This is a genomic window from Dactylosporangium sp. NPDC051484 (genome assembly GCF_040689395.1).
In the GTDB taxonomy this organism is placed as follows: domain Bacteria; phylum Actinomycetota; class Actinomycetes; order Mycobacteriales; family Micromonosporaceae; genus Dactylosporangium.
Genome location: NZ_JBFAZX010000001.1, coordinates 798,672 through 823,358, shown reverse-complemented (window position 1 = coordinate 823,358; position 24,687 = coordinate 798,672). Strand labels below are relative to the sequence as shown.

Genomic DNA, 24,687 nt, shown 5'->3' with positions numbered 1-24,687 from the left:
CAAACTCTCCAACAAAATCTACGTTGGTGAATCAATCACCCGGCAACAAACATGTTGTCACCAAAGGAATCCCAGACACAAACCTCTACGAGGCCCATGCCACGGGGTAATAATCATTTGGCACTGGCTTAACAAGCACCCTGTTGAGTTCTCAAACAACCAACACACACCGCCGAGGTTTGCGATCGCTCGCTTGCCTCACCCGGGGCAACTTCTCTACTTTACCAGTTCGCTCTCCGTTGTCAAGCTCGTTGTCCGAACTTTCTCACTGAGAGCGGTTTTCCCGAGCATAGCAAGCTCGCCGTTTCCGGCGATCTTGCTTCGGGAGATCCGGTCGCACCGGCCGGCTTCGAGGTTTGTCACCCGCTTGCCCGCCCGGCTCGCCACCGGCTTTACTACCTTACCAGCCCGGTTCGTCCTGTCAAGTTCGCGTTTTCCGCTAGTCGACCTTCTGAGCCGTTTCTCCCGCGCACGCCAACCGCGCCGTTTCCGGCGCCAGACCTGCTCGGGATTTCGGTAGGCCGGCCGGCTCTTTCGAACCCGCCCGGTGCCCTACCGGCTGGAGTACCTTACCTGGCCGGCTTCGCGTTCGCCAACTCGCGCTCCCGCACCACCCAGTGGTTCCAATCCGACAAACTGGCCGTTTCCGCCCAGTCCCTCGGACCTGCAGAACCATACGGACCCGGCCAGGCCCGAGTCAAATCGGGCTACAGCCGGCGGTTCGCCAGGCTCGGCAGCGTCTCACGGATCTCGTCGAGCCGCGCGAGGTCGAGCTCGGCGAACGTCACGCCGACGACGTCCGGCGCCTGGGCGACGACAGTCCCCCACGGGTCGATGACCATGCTCCGCCCGAAGCACGTGCGATCGGGATCGTGGTTGCCGATCTGTCCGGCGGCGAGCACGTAGCACTGGTTCTCGATGGCCCGGGCGCGCAGCAGGACCTCCCAGTGGTCGCGGCCGGTGTGCAACATGAAGGCCGCCGGCACCGCGAGCACGTTCGCGCCCTCGATCGCCAACCTGCGGTACAACTCGGGGAACCGAAGGTCATAACAGATCGATAGCCCCAGTCGGATCCGCTCGACATCGACGATCTCCGGCGAGTCGCCGGGGGCGACCGTGGCCGACTCCTGGTATGAGACGCGGCCGGGGATCTCGACGTCATAGAGGTGGATCTTGCGATAGGTCGCGGCGAGGGCGCCGGATCGATCGAAGACGAGTGTTGTGTTGTAGGTGTGCTCGGCATCCGGGCCCGTCTCGTGGAACGACCCCGCGTGCACCCACATCCCGAGCTCCCGCGCGGCATCGGCGAAGAACGCGGCGAACTCACCGTCGATGGGCTCGGGCTTGGGCGCCGAACGCCCGCGGCCCAGGTAGTCGACATATTCGGGGAGCACCGCCAGGTCCGCTCCCCCGTCGGCGGCCCGCTGCAGCAGCGATCGGGCGACCCGGAGGTTCTCGGCCCGATCGTCGCGGGCGTTGAGCTGACACATCGCTACGCGCATACCGGCCAGCCTACGTTCAGCCAGCGGCGAGCACGAGGGCCGCGGCGACCAGCCACGACGGGCGGCCACGGCCCGATCGGCCGCGACGGCGCATCCGCTCGTCGCCGATGGCCATGGCGAGTGTCACGGCGACGCTGAGTACCCCGTTACGCACGGCGAACGGATAGAGCGTGTGGAAGACCCCGGACGGCAGCGCGCGGGAGGCTCGGGCGCCGTCGCGCGGCCCCGACGAGCGCCAGGGCCGAAGGGAGCCGATCGAGGACGGGCCCGGGCAGCAGCGGTACCGCGGCAGACGACTTCACTGCCCTGGCACGCCGGGAATCCGTTGCGTGGACGCAGAGCGACCCGGGACGCTGTGTCCCGGGTCGCCTTATGAACGCTTGCGTCGGGGTCGGCGTCAGGCCGACTTCTCCTCGCGGTCCGCGCGACGGCGGCCGACGCGGTGGCCGGCGAGGTCCCGCGGCACGAGCGTCGGGATGACCTTCTCCAGGACGACCTCGCGGGTGATCAGCACCCGGGCGATGTTCGGGTTGCTCGGCACCTCATACATCACGGAGAGGAGCACCTCCTCCATGATCGCCCGCAGGCCGCGAGCGCCGGTGCCACGCAGGATGGCCTGGTCGGCGATCGAGTCGAGGGCCTCCGGCGCGAACTCAAGCTCGACGCCGTCGAGCTCGAACAGGCGCTGATACTGCCGGACCAGCGCGTTGCGGGGCTCGGTAAGGATCTTGACCAGCGCGTCACGGTCGAGGCTCTTGACGCTCGTGATCACCGGCAGACGCCCGATGAACTCGGGGATCAGGCCGAACTTGAGCATGTCCTCGGGCATGACGTCGGAGAACGCGTCGTCGGCCGTCCGGTCGGTGATGGAGCGCAGGTTGGCGCCGAAGCCGGTGCCGCCCTTGCCGACCCGCTGCTGCACGATCCGGTCCAGGCCCGCGAAGGCGCCGCCGCAGATGAACAGCACGTTGGACGTGTCGATCTGGATGAACTCCTGGTGCGGGTGCTTGCGCCCGCCCTGCGGCGGGACGTTGGCGACCGTGCCCTCGATGATCTTCAACAGCGCCTGCTGCACGCCCTCACCGGAGACGTCCCTCGTGATCGACGGATTCTCCGACTTGCGGGCGATCTTGTCGACCTCGTCGATGTAGACGATCCCGGTCTCGGCCCGGCGGATGTCGTAGTCGGCGGCCTGGATCAGCTTCAGGAGGATGTTCTCGACGTCCTCGCCGACGTATCCCGCCTCGGTGAGCGCCGTGGCGTCGGCGATCGCGAACGGCACGTTGAGCATGCGCGCGAGCGTCTGGGCCAGGTGCGTCTTGCCGCAGCCCGTGGGGCCAATGAGCAGGATGTTGGACTTCGCCAGCTCGACACCGTCGCCGCCGGCGTTGCTACCGCTCTCCGCCTGGACCCGTTTGTAGTGGTTGTAGACCGCCACCGCGAGGGCCTTCTTGGCCTGGTCCTGGCCGACCACGTATTGATCGAGGAAGGCGCAGATCTCCATCGGCTTGGGCAACTCGTCGAACTTGACGTCGCCGGACTCCGCGAGCTCTTCCTCGATGATCTCGTTGCAGAGATCAATGCACTCGTCGCAGATGTAGACGCCGGGGCCGGCGATCAGCTTCTTCACCTGCTTCTGCGACTTGCCACAGAAGGAGCACTTCAGTAGGTCGCCACCGTCGCCGATCCGTGCCACCTACGATCTCCCTGCCTTCGGCCGGAACCTGCGTCCGGATCACATCCTCTGCCGCACGGGGGCGACTGGCGCCCACGCTGGCTACTGCCTCGACGTTACCTGGTGGTCGCCCGTATTCCGACCCCCTACGCGGGGGTGTCTTTCCCGCCGGGCGCCCGATGGGGCATTTTCTCGCGTGAAGTCGGGAACCCCATCGGCTCGCCGAACCAGGGAGGTTGGGCGAGCCGATGAGAGTGTTGCCCGGCGCGTCAGCTGCCCGACGCCACCAGGCTGGACTTCTTGCGGCTGACCAGGATGTTGTCGACCAGGCCGTACTCCTTGGCCTCATCGGCCGTCAGGATCTTGTCCCGATCGATGTCCTTACGGACCTTCTCCACCGGCTGGCCGCTGTGGCGCGACACCATCTCCTCGAGCTGGGTGCGCATCCGCATGATCTCCCGGGCCTGGATCTCGATGTCCGAGCCCTGACCGTAGCCGCCCTCGGTGGCCGGCTGGTGGATGATGATGCGCGAGTTGGGCAGCGCGAGGCGCTTGCCCGGCGTGCCCGCCGCGAGCAGCACCGCGGCCGCACTCGCCGCCTGGCCCAGGCACACGGTCTGGATGTCCGGCCGGACATAGGTCATCGTGTCGTAGATCGCCGTCATGGCCGTGAACGAGCCACCCGGCGAGTTGATGTAGATGATGATGTCGCGGTCCGGCTCGTTGCTCTCCAGCGTCAGCAGCTGCGCCATCACGTCGTTGGCCGACGCGTCGTCGATCTGCACGCCGAGGAAGATGATCCGATCCTCGAACAGCTTGTTGTACGGGTTGGTCTCCTTGATGCCATACGACGTCCGCTCGACATACGACGGCAGGATGTAACGGTTGTGCACCTCGCGCAGCGCCGGGGGCAGGCTCAGATCGGTCATGGCTTCGCTCCTCAGGCCAGTGTTCCGGCGCCTTCCGGAGCCTGCTGGGCCCCGGTGATCACCTTGTCGATGAAGCCGTAGTCCCGCGCCTCATCGGCGGTGAACCAGCGGTCACGGTCGGAGTCGGCCTCGATTTGCTCGAGCGACTGCCCCGTGTGGAACGACACCCGCTCCTGGAACATCCGCTTGGTGTAGAGCATCTGCTCGGCCTGGATGGCGATGTCGGAGGCCGTGCCCCCGATGCCGCCGGACGGCTGGTGCATCATGATCCGCGCGTGCGGCAGCGCCATGCGCTTGCCCGGCGCGCCGGCGCACAACAGCAGCTGGCCCATCGAGGCGGCCATGCCCATCGCAACAGTCGCCACGTCGTTCGAGACGAACTGCATGATGTCGTAAATCGCCATGCCCGAGTAGACGGAGCCACCGGGCGAGTTGATGTACAGCCAGATGTCCCGCTCCTCGTCCTCGGCGGCGAGCAACAGCATCTGGGCGCAGATCCGGTTGGCAACCTGATCGTTGACCTCGCTGCCCAGGAAGATGATCCGTTCCTTGAGCAGCCGGTTGAACACCGAGTCGTCGAGCGTCAGGCTCGTGTCCGCGCCCCGACCGCGCCCGCTGGGCGCGGGACTGACTGGCGACGCTGGAATATGCAGGTCGGTCATGGCAGCCCTTCGCAAGAGTCTTGTACTTGCCGACCCTAACCGGTGCGGGGAGCGGCGGCTTCCTGTGCTGACCGCATTTCGCTATGAGCGCACCGTGGTGAAGGCCGGGGCTTTTGCCCCGGCCTTCAACATTAGTGGTCGTGGCCCTCGTGGTCGCCGTGATCGTGACCTTCGTGGCCGTCGGCGGGTCCGCGCAGGTCGTCGAGGCTCAGCGTGTTGCCGTCGCTGTCGACGATCTTCACCCGCTCCAGCACCACGCCGAGCGCCTTGCCGCGGCGCACGTCACCGAAGACCGCGCCGGCCACGCCGGCCTTGACCAGCTGGTCGTAGTACTGCTGGGGACCCATGCCCGCCCGCTGCGCCCGGTGCACGATCTCGTGCCCGAACTCGTCGTCGCTGACCTGGATGTCCTCGGCGTCGGCCAGGGTGTCGAGCACCAGCTGGACCTTCACGCCCTCGACGGCCGCCTCGTTGAGCTCGGCGTCGAGCTCCTCCTCGGTCTTGCCCTCGGTCTGCAGGTAGTCGTCGAACGACGCGCCGATGCGCTGCAGCTGGTCGTTCATCGACTCCTTGCGCGACTCGACCTCCTCCTTCACCACGCCCTCGGGGGCGGGGACGTCGGTCGCCTCGATGACCGCCTTGAGGGCGAGGTCACGGGCCGAATACAGCTGCTCCATCCGCTTCACCCGGGTGAGCCGGGTGCGCAGGTCGTCCTTGAGCTCGTCCAGGGTGTCGAACTCGCTCGCCAGCTGGGCGAACTCGTCGTCGACATCGGGCAGCTGCTTGTCCTTCACCGACTTCACGGTGACCGACACCTCGGCGTCGCGGCCCTCGAAGTCGCCGCCGACCAGCTGCGTGGTGAACGTGGTCGAGTCGCCGGCGCCCAGGCCGACCAGCACGTCGTCGAGGCCCGGCACGAGCTGGCCGCTGCCGACCTCGTGCGAGACGTTGGTCGCGCTGCCGCCCGGCACCTCTTCGCCGTCGACGGTCGCGACCAGGTCGATCTGGACGTAGTCGCCGGTCACGGCTGTGCGCTCGACGGTCTTCAGCGTGGCGAACCGGTCGCGCAGCCCCTTGAGCTGCTCCTCGACGTCCTCGTCGCTCACGACCAGCGCGTCGACGCTCACCTGGATGTCGCTCAGGTCAGGCAGGGTGATCTCCGGCCGCACGTCCACCTCGGCCGTGAACTTCAACGGCTGGCCATCGGCGAACTCGGTGATATCCACCTCGGGCCGCCCCAGCGTCTTGACCTCGTGCTCGCGCACCGCGGCCAGGATCTGGGTCGGGATGACCTCCTGCACGGCCTCGTTGAGGACCGCACCGCGCCCCACCCGCTGGTCGATGACCGCCGAGGGCACCTTGCCGCGACGGAACCCGGGGATGTTGACCTGCGAGCCGATCTCGCGATAGGCCTTCTTGAGGCTCGGCTCCAGCTCGGCGAACGGCACCTCGATTTCGAGCCGCACGCGAGTCGGGCTCAGGGTCTCGACGGTGCTCTTCACAGAACTTTCTCCCTCGTTGCTACGACTGTGTGGACTGACAGCTGCGCTCTGACGTGTTCCCGGTCGGGGTGGCGGGATTTGAACCCACGGCCCCTCGCTCCCAAAGCGAGTGCGCTACCAAACTGCGCTACACCCCGGTGGTGTGCGTCGGCAAGTGTATGCGCTCCGCTGGGCAGCGCGCCGCTCGGTATGCCGGTGTCGCACACTGCGGACCCCGAGCATGACGCCGGGGAGCTGAGTTCGGTACGCTAGACGCGCACCCGGTGCCCCGGGCGCATGCGGGCGTAGCTCAATGGCAGAGCTTCAGTCTTCCAAACTGACGGTGTGAGTTCGATTCTCATCGCCCGCTCTTCACCCTTCTTCGCAGGTCAGACCACCTGTCTCTAGGGTTGGCCAATGTCGGTCTTACTCGGCGTGCCAGTGCGCGACGCCTTCTTTGCCGGCCATCCAGCTGTCCTGATCAAGGCCGGACCGCCCGCTCACCTGACGAAGGATGTCCGCTTCGTCAGGTAATCCGCTGTATTCACACGAATGGACTTGATCCCGTCCAGGGCTGATTCCATCCTCACCACGACGCTACGCCCCGGGCAGGGGGGACAGGCAAGATCGTCAACGAGTCCCCGGGGTACGGCCGGGACATGCTCACCCACCCGGTCACCTCGACCAGGTCACCCGCCCAGGCCAGTGCCGTGTTCGATGCGATCGGCGCAGAACGGACTTTCCGCCGGCCGGTCGGCGCGCAGCATTCTCGGAATGATCGATGGAGCCGAGACTCGCCAACAGGGCGAGACATTGAAGGCGTTCCTCCGCAGGGGCACAGTTATCGGCCTCGGCCTGGTCGCACTCGCCGGCCTAACGGTCTACCTCACGTCCCGCAGCGATGAGCGCACCGTGCGCGACCTGTGCACGACGGCAGTCCGCGCGCAAGCCAACGTTCCGGACGCCTCGACGGCAAGGGTCGAGTCCGTTGACCGCACGACCGACGACGGCTTGCTCATCAAGACAAAGGTCGGCGGTCAGCTCTTCACGTGCCGGGTCACCCGCGAACCGATCGACGACCACTGGGAAGTGGCGAGCGTTTCCAGGGCTTGAGCCGCTCTCGCCTCAGGAGACCGTGACCCACTTGGCGTCCGATGGGACGCCGTCCTTGTTGATGACGAACAGCATGTACGGGCCGGGAGGCATCAGGGCGGGGGACGACGGGAGCGTCACCGTCACAGCGCCCGATGAGGGCTTGAAGTCCAGGATCAGGGAGCGCTGCTCCGTGTTGAGCATGTGGGTGGCGGCGCTCGGGCGGATCAGGCGGACCGCGGCGACGTCGTCCGGTGCGCCCGTTGTGTACGTGGCCTGCTGGCCCGCGCTCAAGATTGTCGGGCCATCGCCGATCGACGGGCGAGGGCCGTGGAAGAGGTACGGCGGCGTGTAAATCTCCAGGCGCTGCTCGAACGTGCCGGAGATGGTGTTCTTCCTGTCGCGGAAGAGCGGGTCCGAGCCGACCGTGAGCACCCGGCCGTCGGGGAGCAGGACGGCGGCGCTGTGGTAGTTGCGGCCAACGTGGGGGTCGGCGGCGTACGTGAGCGTGTTGGTGTCCGGGTGGTAGATCCGCGCGGTGTGGTTGTCGCTGTCGAAGCGGCCGCGGTAGTCGGACGAGCCGTTCGTGATCAGCACGGTGTCGTCCGGCAGTTGGACCAGGTTCGGGTAGCGTGTGCCCTCCGGCAGGCTCGGGCCCGCCTCGAAGCGCGGGTTGTCGCCGTTGAGCCTGACGATGTCGATGCGGCCGGTCGACCGCGAGGACTCGCCGATCCCGCCACCGCCGACGACCATCACGGTCTGGTTCTGCACCGGGCCGGCCCAGGCCGACATGCTGGTCTCCAGCGCGTCGGGGTCGCGGATGCCGGGCACCTTCTGGAAGCTGTTGTCGGTGAGGTTCCACAGGCCGGGATCGCGGCCCTTGTCGGCGGGGCCGTAGCCGGCGTTCGAGCCGGAGTAGAAGAGCACGCCGTCGCGGGCGGTCTGGAACAGTGCCGGGTAGGTCGGGAAGTACATGTTCAGGTCCTTGCGGACCGTCCACGTCCTCGTCTTCGGGTCGAAGACCTCGTTCTGCGAGCCGTCGACGACCTGACCGCTGCCGTCGAGGCCGGAGACGGCCAGAACTGAGCCGTCGGGCAGGCCGGTCAGGGTCGGATACCAGCGCTTCTCGTGCATGTCGGCGACGCGCTCGTACTGCTCGGTGACCGGGTTGAACTCGTAGGCCTCCTTGCGGCCCTGGTAGTCCTGCTTGTCCATGGTGATCTTCTCGGCCAGGGCGTAGAGGTTTTGGCGGTCGGTGCCGGTGAGGTCCTCGAACTCGTACTGCCCGTGATGGTCGACCACGTATTCCTTGCCGTCGGCGGCGGCGTCGACCCAGACCCGCGCCTCGCCGGCCGTGACGACGACGCCGGGCTTCTCGCCCGGGTAGCGCGGCGGGTGAACGACCTTGGTCGCGGCCGGGACGGTGACGTCGTCGCCGAGAAGGTACTTGTGCCCGTTCGCCCCGACGAGGACCGTGCCCTTGGGGAACGCGCGCGGCGCATCGGGCGACTCGTTCTTCACGGTCGCCGTGCCGCCCGCGCGCTTGACGTCGGCCTTGAGCACCTCGTATCGCAGGGTGCCGCCGGCCACGAGCAGCTTGCCGTCGGGCAGGTAGGCGTGCCCGACGCAGAACAGGTCGGTCGGCGTGGGCACCAGCCTCGTCTGACCGGAGACCGGGTCGAAGACCAGCGTCTTGAACGTGCCCGCCTGGAACTGCTCGCGGTCGTTACCCGAGCCGGCGATGAGCAGGATCCGGCCCGACGGGAGCAGCGCCGCGTGGATCGCGTTGACCCGCTGGCTCTTGGGCAGCTCGACGACCTGCCAGTAGCCGTTGGCGTACTTGTACTCCAGGCTATTGATCTTGCGCTCGTGGAGCCAGTCGACGGTGGCCGAGTACAGCGGAGGAACGTTGGCCGCGCCGAGCACGACGCCGGCGACGGCGGGCAGGAGGATCTTGCGGGGAATCCAGTGCGGCACGAACAACGGGGGGGCCTCTTCCGACTGCGACAGCAGGCGTCAGCCACCGTAAAGGGCAGGTGGATGGGCGATACATCCGTCGTCCGGCCCCTTCGCGCACCGAACGAAGGGCTACCCAGCGTTCAACTCGTTGGCGAACGGCGACCAGGCCGGGTCAGTTCCTCGCGCGGCACCCAGCCTCGGCGGATGATCTGCAGGTCGCGCTCGGCGGCGGCGAGGTCGGCCTCGGTCGGGCGGGCCGCGTCGCGGGCGCGCATCGCCGACGACACGCTCACCTGGGACGCGCCGCCGCCCACCAGGCCGCGCAGGCCGCGCTCGGACACGACCTCCTCGTGATGATGATGGTGATGAGGCGCGTCGTGCTGGTGCTGGTGATGGTGGTGGTCGTCGTGATGGTCGTCCTCATGGACCGGCTCGGGGGCGGCCGGCTCGGGGTCGTGCACGTTCGCGGTCATCGCGAACGTGCCCGACAGCTCCGCCAGGTGGTGCGGCGAGGGGCGGGGCACGGGCTTGGGGGCGACGGCCCCGGCACCGGTCTCAGTCCTGGCGTCGCGGTCGACCTGGGCCTGCACCTCAGCCTGGACCTGGGCCCGGATCTCGGTCTGGGCCTCGGGGACGGCGTCCGGAACGGCCGGATCGAGGGCGACATCCGCCGAGTGCGGCGGGGCCGGCGCGGGAGCGGGTGGGGTCACCGGCTGATGTTGCCGCATGCGGCGCCTCCGGCGCTGGATCCCACCCATGCGCCCGACAGTACCGCCTCCGGCCCCGCCGACCGATGGATCAGAAGATTTCGATCGAGTTCGGCGCGACGGGCCAGCCGAAAGCGGTACTCGTCGCGGCCACGGCCCCCGGGCGGTGTTCCCGGATACGGCCGGCCCGGTGCAGGGCGCCGAGCGGAGTCCCGCCCAGGTACGCGGCGCCCAGGTCGGCGACGTCCAGGCTGAAGTCGGGCTCACCGTCGGCCCGGGTGCAGGTCACCAGCGCTCCTCCGGCGCCGGCGCGCAGGCGCCATCGGCCCGCGTTCGCCTCGAGCAGGCCGTCGGTGACCTCGAACACGACGTCGACCGGGGCCGCGTAGCGCCGGGTGGTCAGCGCGCGGTGCAGGTCGATGATGCGCACCCAGAGCCCGTCGCCGACCTTGCCGCCGAGCCGGCGCGGCTCGTCGACCAGGTAGAACAGCGGCTCGTCGACGCTGCCGTGGCCCTGCACCAGGGTGCGGGACAGGTCGATGCGCAGCAGGAAGCGGTAGAGCTCGGCATACGCGGTGGGCGTGGCGGCGACCACCTCTGTGACGTTGACCTGCTGCTTCGGGCCGTCGTCGTCCCAGCCGGGCGTCATGCGGTAGCGGGCGTAGCCGTCCACGACGCCGTCCGGGTTTTCGAAAAGCACCGCGCGCTCCGCGGTGCGCCCCTCCCGACTGGCCGGCGGGTCGCTGGTGAGGTGCTTCCACCAGGTCTCGTTGCGGCTCGACCAGCCCGGGCGGACCGGGAGCACCCGGGAGTACACCTGGGAAAATTCCGCGACGGCGTCGGCGGGAACCGCGGCGCGCAGGTTGCCCGGCGCGGGCGGCGCTTGCACCGACACCTCGCGCCGGTCGGCGCGGATGGTCACGTTCTGCGACGCTAGGCCGTAGCCGAAGCGCTGGTAGATGCGCCCCTCGGAGGCCCACAGCACGGCGACGGCCTCCGGCGCGGTGCGCAGCTGCTCGGTGATCATGCGGCGCAGCAGCCCGCGGCGGGTGTGCGTGGCGCTCACGGCGACGCCGGTGACGTGCGCCGCCGGCAGCACGCCACCCGGCACGGCGAGATCGCGGGTGAGGATCCCGGCGGTGCCCACCAGCTGCCCGCCGTGCTCGACGACGTGGGTCCGGGCCGGCTCGACGACGGTGCGGACGCTGTCGGCGGGGTCGGGGGCGATGGGGGCACCGAACGCGTCACGGATCAGGCGGGCCAGCGCGTCGAAGTCGCCGTCGGTCGCGGTGCGCAGCAGATACTCGCTCATCCCGTCGTGTCTACCTCGTGACCGCCACTGAGCGCGACCGATTTGCGCTCTCGTTACTCTCGAAACCGTATGGGGGCGACATTTGCTGGGGGGAGTTGCACGATGACGCAGGGTGCGTTGCTGGACCTGGTCTGCGGTCCCGCGAGCCCTTTGCCGGAGACGTTCCAGCGGTATCGGCTGGTGGCTCACCTGGGCTCCGGCGGGCAGGCGGACGTCTACCGCGCCGTGCGCATCTGCGGCGGCGTGACCTCGGCGCCGATGACGGTCAAGGTCTTCCGCGTCGACCCGCAGCGGCCGATCGCCGACGAGCTGCGGTCGTGGGACAAGGGCGACGCGGCGCTCATGGACCTCAACAACCGGGGCGTTCCGGGCATCTGCCGGCGCGCCGACGGCTTCTACGGCCCGCCGCCGCACCGCCCGGGCGAGCGCCCGGCGCCCGGCGACGCGGTGCCGTATCAGGTGTACGACTATCTGCACGGCGTCAACCTGCGCGAATACGTGGCGCAGCGGTCGGGCGCCGCCGCGGGAGGGCGCCGGCTCAACGCCGTCTCGGCGTTGAAGACCCTGGCCGTGGTACTGCGGCATCTGCACGACCCGCACGAGAGTGGCGCGACGCCGGTGCTGCACATGGACGTGAAGCCGTCCAACGTGATGGTGCTCGCCACCGGCGAGATACGCCTGATCGACTTCACCGGCGCGCGGTACTTCCGCGAGGAGGAGATCACCCAGATCGCCTACACGCCGGAGTCGGGCGGCCCGGAGGCGTTCGGCGGCGTGAAGCACGTCGGCCCGGCGTACGACGTGCACGGCTACGGCGCGGTGGCGTACTTCATGGTCACCGGCGCCTACCCCCGCGTCGACGGCCGCAGCGACCAGCACGGCCCGCCCGACGCCTCGCCGCCGCAGTGGAACGTGCTGCGCCGCCACCCGCTGCTGGAGGGCATCCCGGCGCTGCGCGACCACCTGCACGCGCCGCTGGCCGACCGGCCCGCCGACCGCCCGCAGACCCGGGAGCTGCAGTCCTGGCTGAACGGCCTGGCCGAGCTGGTCCGCCGGGCCGTCGCCAGTGGCAGCCTGCCCGACGTCGGCTGCGACTGGCACGAGACCGAGACGGCCGATACCGGCCGCGCGGTCGGCCGGGCCCGCCCGTCGATCAGCGGCACGGAGACCGACGCGTACCAGCGCATCGAGCGCCTGGAGCGGGAGCTGGTCGCGCTGCGTTCGGCGGCCTCACCGGTCAACTCGGCCACGGCGTTCCAGCCGGTTTTGAGCCGGCCTGTCTCGGCGCCGCCGGCCTTCGTGCCACCGATGTCGGCCCAACCGATGTCGACCCAGCCGATGTCGGGGGTGCCCGTCTCGCCCGGCGGGGTTGCGGTCAACGCCGAGGGCGTGCCGCAGATGCGCGGCCGGGCCAAGGTCATCCAGCGGCCGGCGCCCGACCCGACCGGCATGTTGCCCGTCGAGCCGGAGGAGGACCGCCACCCGCGGTACACGCCGCCACCCGGCGAGCGCGCCCGCCAGCTGAAGATCGGCTGGGAGTTCACCGGCACCGGCGCGGCCATCGCCTTCATCTGCTGGGGGCTGTGGGCGCTCAGTAGCGCGGGCAGCCTGACCGGCCCGTTCATCGCGTTCCTGGTCGTCCTCGTCGTCGCCGTCGGCGTGTTCGCCCTGGTCCGCCTGCTCGGCCGGCTCGTCATCGAGCAGCGCCTCGGCCGCCCCCGCCGCACGGCCAAGGGCGCCCACGCGCTCACCGGGCTGTTCCTGGCCGCGGCCGGCATCGCCTACCTACGTGAGGTGGGCTGGTTCATCTCCTTCTACAACTGGGTGAAGGACCTCATCTGGTGAGACGGTGGCGCCGCCGGCGGCCGTCCGCCGGAGACCTCGAGGGGCTGGTCAACTTCCGCGACCTCGGCGGCCTGCCCGCGGACGGCGGCATCGTACGACCCGGCGTGCTGTTCCGCAGCGACTCGCTCGCCTACGCGACGCCGGCCGACGCCGAACGCCTGGTGCACAACCTCGGCCTGTCCACGGTGATCGACCTGCGCGGCGAGTACGAGGTCGAGCGGCTCGGCCGTGGCCCGTTGTCCAGGGCGGGGATCGGGTACTACTCGGCGCCGATCGCCGACGTCAGCGGCGCCGCCGACCTCGTCGGGCACTATGTGGCAATGCTCACGGAGAAGGGCCCGGTGCTGGCCTGCACGGTGCGCCACCTGACCCGCCCCGGCACCCTTCCGGCGGTCTTCCACTGCGAGGCCGGCTGCGACCGCACCGGCGTGCTGGCCGCGGTGGTCCTGGGCCTGCTCGGCGTGCCGGAGGACACGATCGCGGCCGACTACGCCGCGACGGCGGCCGCTATGCCGACGATCCACGAGCGGATGGCCGTGGTCGTGGATCGCCTGGGGCTGCCGCCGCGGCCCGCGTCGCTGCCGGTGTGGGAGCCCGAGGCCGCGCTCATGATCCGGACGCTTGAGCTGGTGCGCGAGCGGTGGGGCGACATGCGGGGGTGGGCGCGCGAGTACGGGTTGAGCGCCCACGAGCTGTCCGCGCTGCGCGCCGACCTCGTCATAGCCGGTTGATCGGACCGCCCCGGCACCCAGCGTGCGCCGCGGAGATTTCCGTCGTTCGTGTCGGGCGACCCCCGGCCGTACAGTTGGGCGGGTGCGCTCGCTGGCGGAGCTGATCTCCGACGACCGGTCCGCCTGGGCCGAGATCGAGGCCGCCGTCACCGGCTCCCCGTATGCCGTCGAGATCCTGCCGACCGACCCCGACCGGGCCGCCTCCTGCCTGCACCGGCTGCAGGTCGGCACCACGTCCTGGCTCGGCGCCCTGGTGTACGGCAGCGGCGGCCTGGTGGTCGACGGCGGCTGGCTGCGGGTCTTCGGGTCCGGCGACCCGCGGCGTCGGCTCGCCGACATCCACACGGTGAACGAGGTGTTCGAGCCCGCCGGGCTGCTCGTCGCGCAGGACATCATGGGCGGCGAGTTCGTGTGGCGCCAGGGCGAGTCGGGCAGCGAGTCGGCTCAGGTGCCGACGATCCACTACTTCGCGCCGGACACCTTGCGCTGGGAGGACCTCACTCTCGGCTACACCGACTGGCTGTACGCCATGCTGGCCGGCGCCGTCGACCAGTTCTACCTCAGCTGGCGCTGGCCCGGCTGGCGCGACGAGGTGGCGGCCTGCCCGCTCGACGCGGGCATCCACACCTGGCCGCCGCTGTACTCCAAGGAGGGCAAGGACATCGAAAGCTCGAGCCGGCAGCCGATGCCGATGCGCGAGCTCGTCGGCGCGAAGCACGACATGGCCGACCAGCTCGGCGCATGAGACTCGCCCGCACCGCGGCAACCTGCCGCAGCAGCGCTACCTCAACGCCCGCGCCGCTCTCCTGGAAGAATCCGGATGATCGGGCACCGGCGGGCACGTACCGGACGTTTTCGCAGGTCAATTCCTTGATCACGGCGACTTTCGTACGTATGTTCGGCTAAGGTCGTGCGTCATGGAGATCACCACCTGCCCCGCCACGAAGACGACCACCACCGCCACCGGCGACGTGGCGGTCCGCTGCGCGAAACCCGCCGGCCACGTCGAGTCGGGAGACCCCCGGCACGAGGCTCGGCTCGGCGCCTTCCCCGTCCGCTGGCAGGAATCGCAAGCTGGAAGGTGAACCCGCCGCCCGGTTCCGCCAGGCCGATCGGCGACACCTGCGAACGGGCGCGAGCGGTCAGGTCGAGCGGTCAGGTCGAGCGCTGGGCCAGGTCCAGGGCGTACTCGGGCCACCATTGGCCGGCCGGGGGCTCGCCGGGGCGGCAGGCACCGTCGGACTCACCGGGCCGCTTGATCCACAGCAGGGCGTCCACGCGTGGGTCGCCGGTGTCCGTGGTCGGGGGCATGCCCAGCAGGCGGCCCGGCGGGTTGCACCACCGCGGGCCGCCGTCCACGTCGCCGGCGGTTTCCACCTCGCCCGCGCCGTTGCGGCTGGTGTCGATCACGAAGTGCGGCTTGCTGGGGACGGCACTGGAGACCTGCTTGCCGTACGCCACGTTGTCCGGCGTACTGACGAAGTTGGACACGTTGAGGGAGAAGCCGTCGGCGTGGGCGATCCCGGAGCGCCGCAGCGCTTCGGCCAGCCTGTGCACGTCGGTGATCCACCTCGGGTGGCCCGCGTCGAGGTAGACCACCGCCGAGCCGGTCGCCTTGAGCACCTGGACGGCGTCGGACAGCAGTTCGTACCGCGACTCGCTCTCGCAACCGTCGATGGCGTGCGGGATCGCGTCCGGCTCCAGGATGATCGCGACCGGCCGGCCCCGCACGCCGCTCGCGAACGCCCGAATCCACGATCGGTACTCGTCCGGTGACGCGGCGCCGCCGGACGAGTAACTGCCGCAGTCACGATGCGGGATGTTGTACGCCACCAGGACAGGCAACTGCCCCTGCGCCGCGGCGCAGCCCAGCACGGCGTCGACCTGCGCACCGACGGAACCGGCGCCGCCGCCGACCCACTGGGCCACCGGACGGTCCGAGATCCTGCGCAAGGCGGCGGCATCGGCCGTGCGCTGCCGGCTCCCCCAGTCCGCCACCTGCTGCGCCGCCGGTCCACTGGGCTCGACGAAGAACGGACGGGCGGCGAGCGGATTCCCGGCGACCGGCCGGGTGGGTGCCGACGACGCCGTGCAGTCGCGGTAGGCGGCCAAATCGGCCGGACCGGCCGAACCGGTCGACTCCGGCGGCTCGGCCCTGTCGCATCCGCTCAGCACCGCCAGCGCGAACGCGAGCACCACCGAACCCATCCGCGCTCCGCCACCCGCCACGACGTTCGCCACCACGGGAGGGTATCCCAGCGCATCACCCTCGCCGGGTTACCAGCATCACGGCCGAGGTGGGCAACCCCTTGCGTGACTTATGCTCTCTGGCGGTCAGACGGGGGGAAGCCGCACCTGCGGCGTAACGCAGCGAGAGGACCCCGTGACGGAGCCATTCGAGATTCCCGTGTATGGCCGGTCCTGGGCGCGACTGGAGACCTACAGCCGGCTCGCCGGCCCGCTGACCCCGCCGCCCGCCAACGAGCCGTACCGGGTGCGTTACCGTCCGCAGCGCAAGGTCGACGGCCGGTCCCGGGTGGCCGGCTCGGTGCTGATCGCGCTGCTCAACATCTGCTTCGAGGTGTTCTTCTGCGTCTGGCTGCTGCAGCCCGCGCACTTCGCGCAGACCAACCCGGGGCCGACGGCCAAGGCGGCCGGGATCGCGAACGCGTTCGTGATCGTCACCATCGCCATCGTCGAGCTGCTGCGGCTGATCAACGTGCTGTCCCTGTCGCTGGCCTCGATCACCGCCCGCGACCCGATCCCGGTGACCCCCGACCCGCGGCTGCGGCTGGCGCTCCTGACCACGATCGTGCCCAGCAAGGAGCCGATCGCGGTGGTCCGCGACACGCTGCGGGCGGCCAAGCGCATCCGCCACCGCGGCGTGTTCGACATCTGGCTGCTCGACGAGGGCGATGACGACGACGTCAAGGCCATGTGCGAGGAGCTCGGCATCCGGCACTTCACGCGCAAGGGCAGCCGGCGGTACAACCGACCGAAGGGGCCGTTCCGGGCCAAGACCAAGCACGGCAACTACAACGCGTGGGTAGACGCGCACGGCGAGGACTACGATGTGCTGCTCGCCGTCGACCCCGACCACGTGCCGCTGGCCAACTTCGCCGAGCGGATCGTCGGCTACTTCCGCGACCCCGACGTGGCGTACGCGATCGGCCCGCAGTGCTACAAGAACGGCGAGGCCTTCGTGACCCGGGCCGCGGAGTCGCAGCAGTTCCCGTTCCACAGCGTCATCCAGCGGGCGGCCAATCGCTACGGCACGTCGATGCTGGTCGGCACCAACAACGCCATCCGGATCTCGGCGCTGCGCAGCATCGGCGGGCTCAGCGACTCGATCACCGAGGACATGGCGACCGGCCTGATGCTGCACACGACCCGCAACCCGCAGACCGGGCGCCGGTGGAAGTCGGTGTACACCCCGGACGTGCTCTCCGCCGGCGAGGGGCCATCGAGCTGGAACGACTACTTCAGCCAGCAGCGGCGCTGGTCGCGCGGCACGTTCGAGATCCTCGTCCGGATGTACTGGCGGCGGTTCTGGCGGCTGTCACCCGGCGGCATGCTGCACTACACGCTGATCACGACGTTCTACCCGTCGATGGCGATCGGCTGGCTGCTGGGCATCGCCAACGCGATCCTGTTCCTGGCCCTCGGCGTCAGCGGCATGACGATCTCGCCGCAGCTGTGGTTCGCGCTGTACACCGACGCCACCGCCTTCTCGCTGTGGCTGTACATCAACAACCGGCAGTACAACGTCAGCCCCTACGAGCCGCCGGACTCCCGCGGCTTCAAGGGCATGCTGATGTCGATCATCGCCGCGCCGATCTACGCGGTGCAGCTGGTCAGCACGATCCTCCGGCGGCCGACCCGGTTCGTGGTCACGCCGAAGGGCGAGAGCAGCAGCCGTGACGGTCTGCGCACGTTCCGCAACCATCTCGGCTGGCTGGTGCTGCTGGCGGCCACGATCGTGGTGTCGTTCGCGCGCGGCTACGCGGCGCCCGCCTCGCTGCTGTGGCCGTCCCTCGGGCTCGTGGTGTGCCTGCTACCGCTGATCCTGTGGCGGCTCGACGCACGGCTGGTGCGCGACCAGGCCTGGGCCCTGAGCAGGGAACAGGAGGCGGACCGGCTACGGCGGCCGGTGCCGCAGGCAGGCACGCCCGAGCACGCCGGCGACATCACCATGGAGATCCCGAGGGCACTGCTGCGGGAACGCCTCGCGGCCCGGCAGGCCGGGCATCCGCTCGAGGACGTCGGCGCGACGATCATCATGCCGAAGATCGCCGACGTCCCCGCGCAACGCAAGGCGCCCCCGCCCGAGTACGGCGAGCGCTAGGGCAGCGGCGGCAGGGTGTGGGAGGTCTCATACTCCAGCACCTGCGCGATGCGCCGGACGTGCCGCTCGTTGCCGGAGAACTCCGTGCGCAGGAACGCCGTCACGAGCGTGGTGGCCTCCTCCAGCGTGTGCTGGCGCGCACCGATGGCGACGACGTTGGCGTTGTTGTGCTCCCGGGCCAGCTGGGCGGTGTCGACGTTCCACGCCAGGGCGGCCCGGACACCGGGCACCTTGTTCGCGGCGATCTGCTCGCCGTTGCCCGAGCCGCCGATGACCACGCCCAGGCTGTCCGGATCGGCGACCACCCGCGCGCCCGTGTGGAAACAGAACGCCGGGTAGTCGTCGTCGGGGTCGTACTTCGCCGGACCGACGTCCACAACCTCGTAGCCCAGCGGCCCGAGGGCGCTGACCAGGTGCTCTTTCAGCTCATATCCGGCGTGATCGGAACCAACGTAGACGCGCATACCCGGCAGTCTGTCAGAGCCGGACCAGGCCCAAGCACGAACCCACCAGCAACCCGCCGCCCAGCAGCAGCAACCCGAACACCCAGCCGGCCGTCGCGCCCGGGTTCAGCCGCCAGATGCGGCGGCGGTCCCAGACGACAGCGGCCCCGGCGAACGCGCCGATGCCACAGGCGGCGATCATCGCCGCGATGAAGATCTGCAATGACATGTGCACACCCCAGGCCCGGAAGGTCAGCGGCCTAGTGTGTATCACGATCGGGTGACTAGAACGAATCGAGCTGCGCGACGACCAGACCGGCCCTCGCCTTCGGCGTGAACCAGGTGCTCTTGCGCGGCATCTTCTGGCGGGCCAGGTTGACCGCCACGAAGTCCTCGACGGTCACCGGCGCGATGAGCACGGCCAGCTCGGCCCGGCCGGCGTCGACCTCACCGCGCAGCCACTCGGCCGGGTAGTCGCCGCCGACGTACGTGATCCGCTTGTCGCCCGGCTCCAGGCCGAGGGCCTCGGCGAACAGCCGCCGCTCGACGAGGGCGTGGTCGAGGTTGTCCACGACGTTCGCCCCTTCGACCCGGGGCAGGGCGGCCGACCAGGCGCCGTCGCGGGTGTACAGGTGCACGCGGCCGCCGGTGGCCGGCACGCCGGCCGGGCCGGTCAGCGGTCGCAGGTCGAGGCCTTCCAGCTGGCCCGGCAGTTCCGAGACGAGCCGGTTGTACGGCTGGATCGCCACCGACTCCGGGGTGGTGATGACGGCCAGGAATCGCGTGTAGCCGGCGGTCTGCGCGGCGAGGCTGCGGTGGTTTCCGTCGGCGACGACGAGCTCGCCGCCGCCGGCCAGCGCCAGCAGCCGGTCGCGGGTGGCGCCGGCGCCGACGGCCCAGACCTCGTGGGCGCGGCCGGACGGGTCGAGGTCGGTGACGGCGGGGCTACCCGCTTCGGCGACGGCCTGCGCCAGCGCCGCGTGCAGGGCCTCGCCGCGGGCGGTCTGCAGCAGCAGGACGGGCGAGAGCAGGTGGCCGGTGGCCTCGGCGAGCGCGACCCGCTCGCGGACCTTCTCGATGAACACGTCCTCGTTGCGGATCACCGCACCGGGCTCGTCGGCGCTGGTCGAGATCTGGTCGGTGTCGACCATGCACCACAGGCCGTAGGCGCGGGCGCCATCGGACGCGGTGATCCGGTAGAGCACCACGACGTCCGAGGCGGGGGCGTAGTGGCCCTCCTCCTTCGCCGCGCGCAGCCGCTCGACCGCGTCGGGCAGGCAGTCCAGGAACGGGCGGCCGATGCTCTGCGGGGCCCGGTGCGGCATCTCCACGGCCAGGGCGCTGGCGGGGTTCGCGGCGATGATCGCGGTGATCTCCGCGTCGTCGGCGAACTCGTCGTAGTTCTGCGCTCCGGTCCCTCCGGTGGAGAGCCAGGCGTGGGCGATCGGGTGCGCAACCGTCATGAGGCAAACGCTATAGGTCAGCCGACCCGGGCCGCGGCACGGGGGACCGCCCGTCCCGCAGTGCGGCTGCGCGCGCCGCGGGACAGCCCCGAAGCGCACACCACGACGGGTGGGGCGAGCAGCGCGCTCACCTCGTCGGGCAGCTCGGGCAGTTCGTCCTTCCAGGTCCGCTCCTGGACGCTCCAGCAGGTCTCGGTCATCGCGTCGGCCTCTCCCAGAGGGTGTCTGTCGCGAATTGCAACGCCACCCGTTCGCGCCGGTGTCGCACCGGCTGTGCGTTTCCAGGAAACGGCACGCGCCATCCGAAGGAGCGGTTCTGTCGCGCAGATGCCTGCTCGGTCAGGGTGTCCCGGACGTCGCGAGGGAGAACGCCGAGCGGACCCGGCGGGTCACGACCCGCTCGGCGAAGAAGGACAGGAACGGCACGGTGCCGGCCAGCAGCACCAACACCGTGAACGGAAGCCGCCAGCGCGCCCGGCGGGCCAGGTCGGCGGCGAGCACCAGGTAGAGCATGTACAGGAAGCCATGCGCCGGCCCGACCAGGGCGACGATCGTCTCGTCGTCGGTGGTGTACTTCAGCACAGTGCCCACCGTGAGCACAATCAGCAGCACGCCGACGATCCAGGCGACGACCCGGTAGCGGGTGAGTGCGGGGTTGAGGTTCATCTGGTTCATCCCTGGTGTCGGTCTCGTCCGTCTCTGGCCGGTCAGGTCATCCCGGAAAGTCGCTCGGACGGCGGTCGGGGTCGGCCGCGAGCCAGGCGAGCATCCGGTTGTACTGCGCGAGCTCCGGATCATCCTCGTCGCTCACCGCCGGCGCGGCGGGTGCCCGGCTCACCGGCGGGCGCAGCGGCGGGCGCAGCGGCTGCGGAGCCGCCCGGGGCGTGCTCCCGCCCCGGGCGTCGCGGATCGCGCGCACCCACAGGAAGACCACGAAAAGCGCGAAGAGCGGCCACTGGACGGTATACGCCCAGCTGAGCACATTGCCGGCGGTGGCCCGCTGATACTGCCAGCGACCCGCGAACAGGCAGACGGCCACCCCGGCGAGCGCCAGGGTGTGGCCGAGCACCCACCGGGGTGTGAAGAACCGCCGCACGAGTAGGCAGGCTACTCCTAACGCACCTCAGTCGAAGATGGGCCCCAGCTCACGGGTGCGCTTGATCTCGTAGAAGCCGGGCGTGCCGGCGACCAGCAGCGTGCCGTCCCACAGGCGACCGGCCGCCTCACCCCGTGGCTTGGGGGTGACGACGGGCCCGAAGAACGCGATGATCTTGCCGTCCGGCCCCGGCACGTGGATGACCGGCGTGCCCACGTCCATCCCCACCGGGTTCATCCCGGCGAAGTGGCTCTCGCGCAGCTTCTCGTCATACTCGGTCGACTCGGCGAACTCGGCGAGATCCGCCGGAAGGCCGGCCTCGGCGAGGGCCGAGCGGTAGAGCTCGTCGGAGAGCTCCTGCTTCTCGTGGTGGATGCGGGTGCCGAGCGCGGTGTAAAACGGACGAAGCACCTCATTGCCGAACTTCTGCTCGGCGGCGATCGCCACGCGAACCGGCCCCCAACCCTTTGCCAGACCCTCCTTGTATCGCTCGGGAAGGTCGTCACGGCCCTCGTTCAGGATCGACAGGCTCATGACATGGAAACGCACGTGCACGGGGCGGACCTGCTCCACCTCCAGCAGCCAGCGGGAAGTGATCCAGGCCCACGGGCAGCGCGGGTCGAACCACATGTCGGCGATGACGCGGTCTTCGGCCATGACGGTGACCACCTCACTAGTGAAAGAGTCGGAAATCAGTTCCGATCCTTACGCAGCCCTCCCGGTGCGTACCACTTCACACGTGAGTGACCTGGGCCACTCCCCCAGTGTCCTCCGGGAACATGGAACACTCGGTGTGACGCCGTCGACGGGGACGGCCACAGCGAAACGACAGGAGACGACACGTGGCCGGTGTACGCAACCTACGCCAGGTCGAAGCCGTCGAGCGGGCCCGCCTGCTCGACGTCACGGCGTATGACATCAGCCTCGACCTGACCGATGGCGCCGGAAATCCCGGGGAAGGCACGTTCCGGTCGACCACCGAGGTGCGGTTCACCTGCCGGGAGCCGGGCGCCGCCACCTTCATCGAGGTCGCCGCGGCGACCCTGCGCGGCGCGACGCTCAACGGCGAACCCGTCGACATCGGTGGCTGGTCGACGGAGGGCGGGCTGGCGCTGCCGGGGCTGCGGGCCGACAACGTGCTCGTCGTGGACGCCGACTTCGCGTACTCCACGACCGGCCAGGGCCTGCACCGCAGCGTCGACCCCGTGGACAAGGAGGTGTATCTCTACAGCCAGTTCGAGACGGCCGACGCGCAGCGCGCCTTCGCCTGCTTCGACCAGCCGGACCTCAAGGCGGCGTTCACCTTCCGCGTGACGGCGCCGGCGCACTGGAAGGTCATCTCCAACATGCCGCTGGGGCGGCAGGACGGCCTCGTGCGACACTTCACGCCCACGCCGCCGATGAGCACCTACATCACGGCCGTGTGCGCCGGGCCCTACCACGAGGTCCGCGAGACGCACGACGGCATTGACCTGGGCGTCTTCTGCCGGCAGTCCATGAAGCAGTATCTCGACGCCGACGAGATCAACCTGGTCACGAAGCAGGGCTTCGACTTCTTCCACGAAGAGTTCGGCATCCGCTACCCGCTGCCGAAGTACGACCAGGTGTACTCCCCCGAGTTCAACGCCGGCGCGATGGAGAACTTCGGCTGCGTGGTCCACGCCGAGCAGCACTACATCTTCCGCTCGCCGGTCACCGACTTCGAGTACGAGCAGCGGGCCAACACGATCCTGCACGAGCTGGCCCACATGTGGTTCGGCGACCTGGTCACCATGCGCTGGTGGGACGACCTGTGGCTCAACGAGTCGTTCGCGGAGTGGGCCAGCCACTGGTGCAACACCCACGCGACCCGCTTCTCCGACGCCTGGACGACGTTCCTGTCGGTGCGCAAGAACTGGGGCTACCGGCAGGACCAGCTGTCCTCGACCCACCCGGTGTACACCGAGATGCCCGACGTCGAGGCGGTCGAGGTCAACTTCGACGGCATCACCTACGCCAAGGGCGCCAGCGTCATCAAGCAACTGGTCGCCTACGTCGGCATCGACGCGTTCCGCAGCGGCCTGCGCGCCTACTTCCAGCAGCACCAGTGGGGCAACGCCACGTTCGACGACCTGCTCACCGCGCTGGAGAGCGCCAGCGGCAAGGAGCTGCGCAAGTTCGCCGCGCAGTGGCTGGAGACCGCCCAGGTCAACACCCTGCGGCCGGAGCTGTCGATCGCGGCGGACGGCACGTATGAGCGGGTCGTGGTGCGCCAGGAGGCACCGGCGGCCTACCCGACGCTGCGCACCCACCGCATCGGCATCGGCCTCTACGACCTCGTCGACGGCGGCCTCGTGCGCCGGGAGCTGATCGAGGCCGACGTCGACGGCGAGCGGACCGAGATCACCACGCTGGCCGGACGCCGCGCCGCCGACGTGCTGCTGCTCAACGACGACGACCTCACCTACGCCAAGCTGCGACTGGACCCGCGCTCGATGGCCACGGTGGTCGACCACATCGACGGGCTGGACAACTCGCTGGCCCGCGCGCTGGTCTGGTCGGCGTCCTGGGACATGGTCCGCGACGCCGAGCTGGCCGCCCGCGACTACGTGCGTCTCGTCGCCGTCGGCCTGCCGGCCGAGAAGGACATCAACCTCGTCACGGCCACCATCCGGCAGGCGCAGTCGGCACTGGTCTTCTACACCGACCCGGCCTGGGCGCCGCAGGGCTGGGCGCAGCTGGCCGGCACGGCGCGCGAGGCGCTGCTCTCGGCCGAGCCGGGCAGCGGCTTCCAGCTCGCGTGGGCCCGCTCGTTCGCGGCCGCCGCACGCAGCGAGGCCGACCTGGCCGTGCTGTCCGGCTGGCTACGGGGCGAGGACGTGCCGACCGGCCTGACCATCCAGGCCGACCTGCGCTGGGGCATCCTGCACGCGCTCATCGCGGGCGGTGCCGCCGACCCGGCCGAGATCGAGGCCGAGCTCGACCGGGACCGCACGGCCAGCGGTGAGCGGCAGGCCGCGCTGGCCCGGGCCCTGGTGCCGACCGCCGAGGCGAAGGCCGAGACGTGGCGCCGGATCACCGAGGACCACTCGCTGCCCAACTGGCTGCAGCGCTCGCTGCTGCAGGGCTTCCAGCACTCGACGCAGGCGGAGCTGACCGCGCCGTATGTGCCCGCCTACTTCGACGCGCTGCTGCCGGTGTGGGAGAACCGCGACAGCGAGCCGGCGGCCGAGTTCGTCGAGCTGGGCTACCCGGCGTACCAGGTGAGCCAGGACACCATCGCGCGGACCGAGGCCTGGCTGGCCACGCCCGGCAGGCCGGCCCCGCTGCGCCGCCTGGTGGGCGAGGGCCGCGACGGCATCGTGCGGGCCCTGAAGGCCCGCGCCAAGGACGCCGAGGCGGCCTGAGAGCGAAAGAAAGCGGCGCGCGTCCCGGACGGGGCGCGCGCCGCTTCGCGTCTGCGCTG

23 protein-coding genes, 2 tRNA genes and 1 pseudogene are annotated in these 24,687 nt (G+C 69.9%); 8 read left to right on the top strand and 18 right to left on the bottom strand.

The window, feature by feature from the left end:
- Window positions 1-707 precede the first annotated feature (707 nt).
- From AB0367_RS04020 to AB0367_RS03990, 7 genes are all read right to left on the bottom strand, one after another.
- Window positions 708-1,502, bottom strand: coding sequence for a carbon-nitrogen hydrolase family protein (locus AB0367_RS04020; protein WP_366224627.1), 795 nt, complete (start codon window positions 1,500-1,502; stop codon window positions 708-710).
- A gap of 16 nt (window positions 1,503-1,518) precedes the next feature.
- Complete coding sequence (locus AB0367_RS04015; RefSeq protein WP_366224626.1) at window positions 1,519-1,656, bottom strand: hypothetical protein; 138 nt, start codon at window positions 1,654-1,656, stop codon at window positions 1,519-1,521.
- Between the two features lie 243 nt (window positions 1,657-1,899).
- Entirely contained in the window at window positions 1,900-3,198 is a 1,299-nt protein-coding gene (gene clpX, locus AB0367_RS04010) for an ATP-dependent Clp protease ATP-binding subunit ClpX (protein WP_366224625.1), read from the bottom strand.
- Between the two features lie 248 nt (window positions 3,199-3,446).
- A complete protein-coding gene (locus tag AB0367_RS04005) occupies window positions 3,447-4,106 on the bottom strand; it encodes an ATP-dependent Clp protease proteolytic subunit (RefSeq protein ID WP_366224624.1) in 660 nt (219 codons plus the stop codon).
- 11 nt (window positions 4,107-4,117) lie between these two features.
- Window positions 4,118-4,768 carry an ATP-dependent Clp protease proteolytic subunit gene (locus AB0367_RS04000; RefSeq protein WP_350557025.1) on the bottom strand — a complete coding sequence of 217 codons (651 nt, stop codon included), beginning with the start codon at window positions 4,766-4,768 and terminating at the stop codon, window positions 4,118-4,120.
- Window positions 4,769-4,899: 131 nt separating this feature from the next.
- Window positions 4,900-6,270, bottom strand: coding sequence for a trigger factor (gene tig / locus AB0367_RS03995; protein WP_366224623.1), 1,371 nt, complete (start codon window positions 6,268-6,270; stop codon window positions 4,900-4,902).
- Window positions 6,271-6,333: 63 nt separating this feature from the next.
- Window positions 6,334-6,407: transfer RNA gene (locus AB0367_RS03990), tRNA-Pro, on the bottom strand.
- Between the two features lie 141 nt (window positions 6,408-6,548).
- Between AB0367_RS03990 and AB0367_RS03985 the strand changes: the two genes are divergently transcribed.
- Window positions 6,549-6,619 (top strand) — tRNA-Gly (locus tag AB0367_RS03985).
- A 404-nt stretch (window positions 6,620-7,023) separates the two neighbouring features.
- Complete coding sequence (locus AB0367_RS03980; protein WP_366224622.1) at window positions 7,024-7,362, top strand: hypothetical protein; 339 nt, start codon at window positions 7,024-7,026, stop codon at window positions 7,360-7,362.
- A gap of 12 nt (window positions 7,363-7,374) precedes the next feature.
- Here the strand turns inward: AB0367_RS03980 and AB0367_RS03975 are convergent, their stop codons facing one another.
- From AB0367_RS03975 to AB0367_RS03965, 3 genes and pseudogenes are all read right to left on the bottom strand, one after another.
- On the bottom strand, window positions 7,375-9,318 hold the full coding sequence (locus tag AB0367_RS03975) for a galactose oxidase-like domain-containing protein (protein ID WP_366224666.1): 1,944 nt from the start codon (window positions 9,316-9,318) through the stop codon (window positions 7,375-7,377).
- 122 nt (window positions 9,319-9,440) lie between these two features.
- Window positions 9,441-9,638 (bottom strand): annotated as a pseudogene (locus tag AB0367_RS03970) (hypothetical protein); the annotation flags it as partial.
- A gap of 460 nt (window positions 9,639-10,098) precedes the next feature.
- Complete coding sequence (locus AB0367_RS03965) at window positions 10,099-11,319, bottom strand: GNAT family N-acetyltransferase (protein WP_366224621.1); 1,221 nt, start codon at window positions 11,317-11,319, stop codon at window positions 10,099-10,101.
- Between the two features lie 102 nt (window positions 11,320-11,421).
- On the opposite strand from AB0367_RS03965, the gene AB0367_RS03960 reads away from it, so the two are divergent.
- The 4 genes from AB0367_RS03960 (at window position 11,422) to AB0367_RS03945 (ending at window position 14,980) form a co-directional block, all read left to right on the top strand.
- Window positions 11,422-13,164 (top strand): hypothetical protein, encoded by a 1,743-nt coding sequence (locus tag AB0367_RS03960; RefSeq protein ID WP_366224620.1) that lies wholly within the window; start codon window positions 11,422-11,424, stop codon window positions 13,162-13,164.
- Window positions 13,161-13,895, top strand: coding sequence for a tyrosine-protein phosphatase (locus tag AB0367_RS03955; RefSeq protein ID WP_366224619.1), 735 nt, complete (start codon window positions 13,161-13,163; stop codon window positions 13,893-13,895). Before AB0367_RS03960 ends, AB0367_RS03955 begins: the two co-directional genes overlap by 4 nt.
- Window positions 13,896-13,977: 82 nt before the next feature.
- Window positions 13,978-14,640, top strand: a complete 663-nt coding sequence (locus AB0367_RS03950; RefSeq protein WP_366224618.1) for a DUF2625 family protein — start codon at window positions 13,978-13,980, stop codon at window positions 14,638-14,640.
- Window positions 14,641-14,812: 172 nt separating this feature from the next.
- Window positions 14,813-14,980: a hypothetical protein gene (locus tag AB0367_RS03945; protein WP_366224617.1), complete on the top strand. Its 168-nt coding sequence runs from the start codon at window positions 14,813-14,815 to the stop codon at window positions 14,978-14,980.
- 70 nt (window positions 14,981-15,050) lie between these two features.
- On the opposite strand, the gene AB0367_RS03940 is transcribed toward AB0367_RS03945, so the two are convergent.
- Complete coding sequence (locus AB0367_RS03940; protein WP_366224616.1) at window positions 15,051-16,136, bottom strand: glycoside hydrolase family 6 protein; 1,086 nt, start codon at window positions 16,134-16,136, stop codon at window positions 15,051-15,053.
- A gap of 142 nt (window positions 16,137-16,278) precedes the next feature.
- Between AB0367_RS03940 and AB0367_RS03935 the strand changes: the two genes are divergently transcribed.
- Window positions 16,279-18,240: a glycosyltransferase family 2 protein gene (locus tag AB0367_RS03935; protein ID WP_366224615.1), complete on the top strand. Its 1,962-nt coding sequence runs from the start codon at window positions 16,279-16,281 to the stop codon at window positions 18,238-18,240.
- Here the strand turns inward: AB0367_RS03935 and AB0367_RS03930 are convergent.
- The 7 genes from AB0367_RS03930 to AB0367_RS03900 all read right to left on the bottom strand — a co-directional run bounded on the left by AB0367_RS03930 (window position 18,237) and on the right by AB0367_RS03900 (window position 21,899).
- On the bottom strand, window positions 18,237-18,704 hold the full coding sequence (locus AB0367_RS03930) for a ribose-5-phosphate isomerase (protein WP_366224614.1): 468 nt from the start codon (window positions 18,702-18,704) through the stop codon (window positions 18,237-18,239). The genes AB0367_RS03935 and AB0367_RS03930 overlap by 4 nt on opposite strands.
- Before the next feature lie 13 nt (window positions 18,705-18,717).
- On the bottom strand, window positions 18,718-18,912 hold the full coding sequence (locus AB0367_RS03925; protein WP_366224613.1) for a hypothetical protein: 195 nt from the start codon (window positions 18,910-18,912) through the stop codon (window positions 18,718-18,720).
- A gap of 55 nt (window positions 18,913-18,967) precedes the next feature.
- Window positions 18,968-20,146, bottom strand: coding sequence for a DUF1015 family protein (locus AB0367_RS03920; protein ID WP_366224612.1), 1,179 nt, complete (start codon window positions 20,144-20,146; stop codon window positions 18,968-18,970).
- Between the two features lie 17 nt (window positions 20,147-20,163).
- Entirely contained in the window at window positions 20,164-20,346 is a 183-nt protein-coding gene (locus AB0367_RS03915) for a hypothetical protein (RefSeq protein WP_366224611.1), read from the bottom strand.
- A 139-nt stretch (window positions 20,347-20,485) separates the two neighbouring features.
- Entirely contained in the window at window positions 20,486-20,812 is a 327-nt protein-coding gene (locus tag AB0367_RS03910; RefSeq protein ID WP_366224610.1) for a DUF3817 domain-containing protein, read from the bottom strand.
- Window positions 20,813-20,858: 46 nt separating this feature from the next.
- Window positions 20,859-21,242, bottom strand: coding sequence for a hypothetical protein (locus tag AB0367_RS03905; protein WP_366224609.1), 384 nt, complete (start codon window positions 21,240-21,242; stop codon window positions 20,859-20,861).
- Between the two features lie 27 nt (window positions 21,243-21,269).
- Window positions 21,270-21,899, bottom strand: a complete 630-nt coding sequence (locus AB0367_RS03900; protein ID WP_366224608.1) for a disulfide bond formation protein DsbA — start codon at window positions 21,897-21,899, stop codon at window positions 21,270-21,272.
- Window positions 21,900-22,084: 185 nt separating this feature from the next.
- On the opposite strand from AB0367_RS03900, the gene pepN reads away from it, so the two are divergent.
- Window positions 22,085-24,628, top strand: coding sequence for an aminopeptidase N (pepN, locus tag AB0367_RS03895; protein ID WP_366224607.1), 2,544 nt, complete (start codon window positions 22,085-22,087; stop codon window positions 24,626-24,628).
- The last annotated feature ends 59 nt before the right edge of the window (window positions 24,629-24,687 follow it).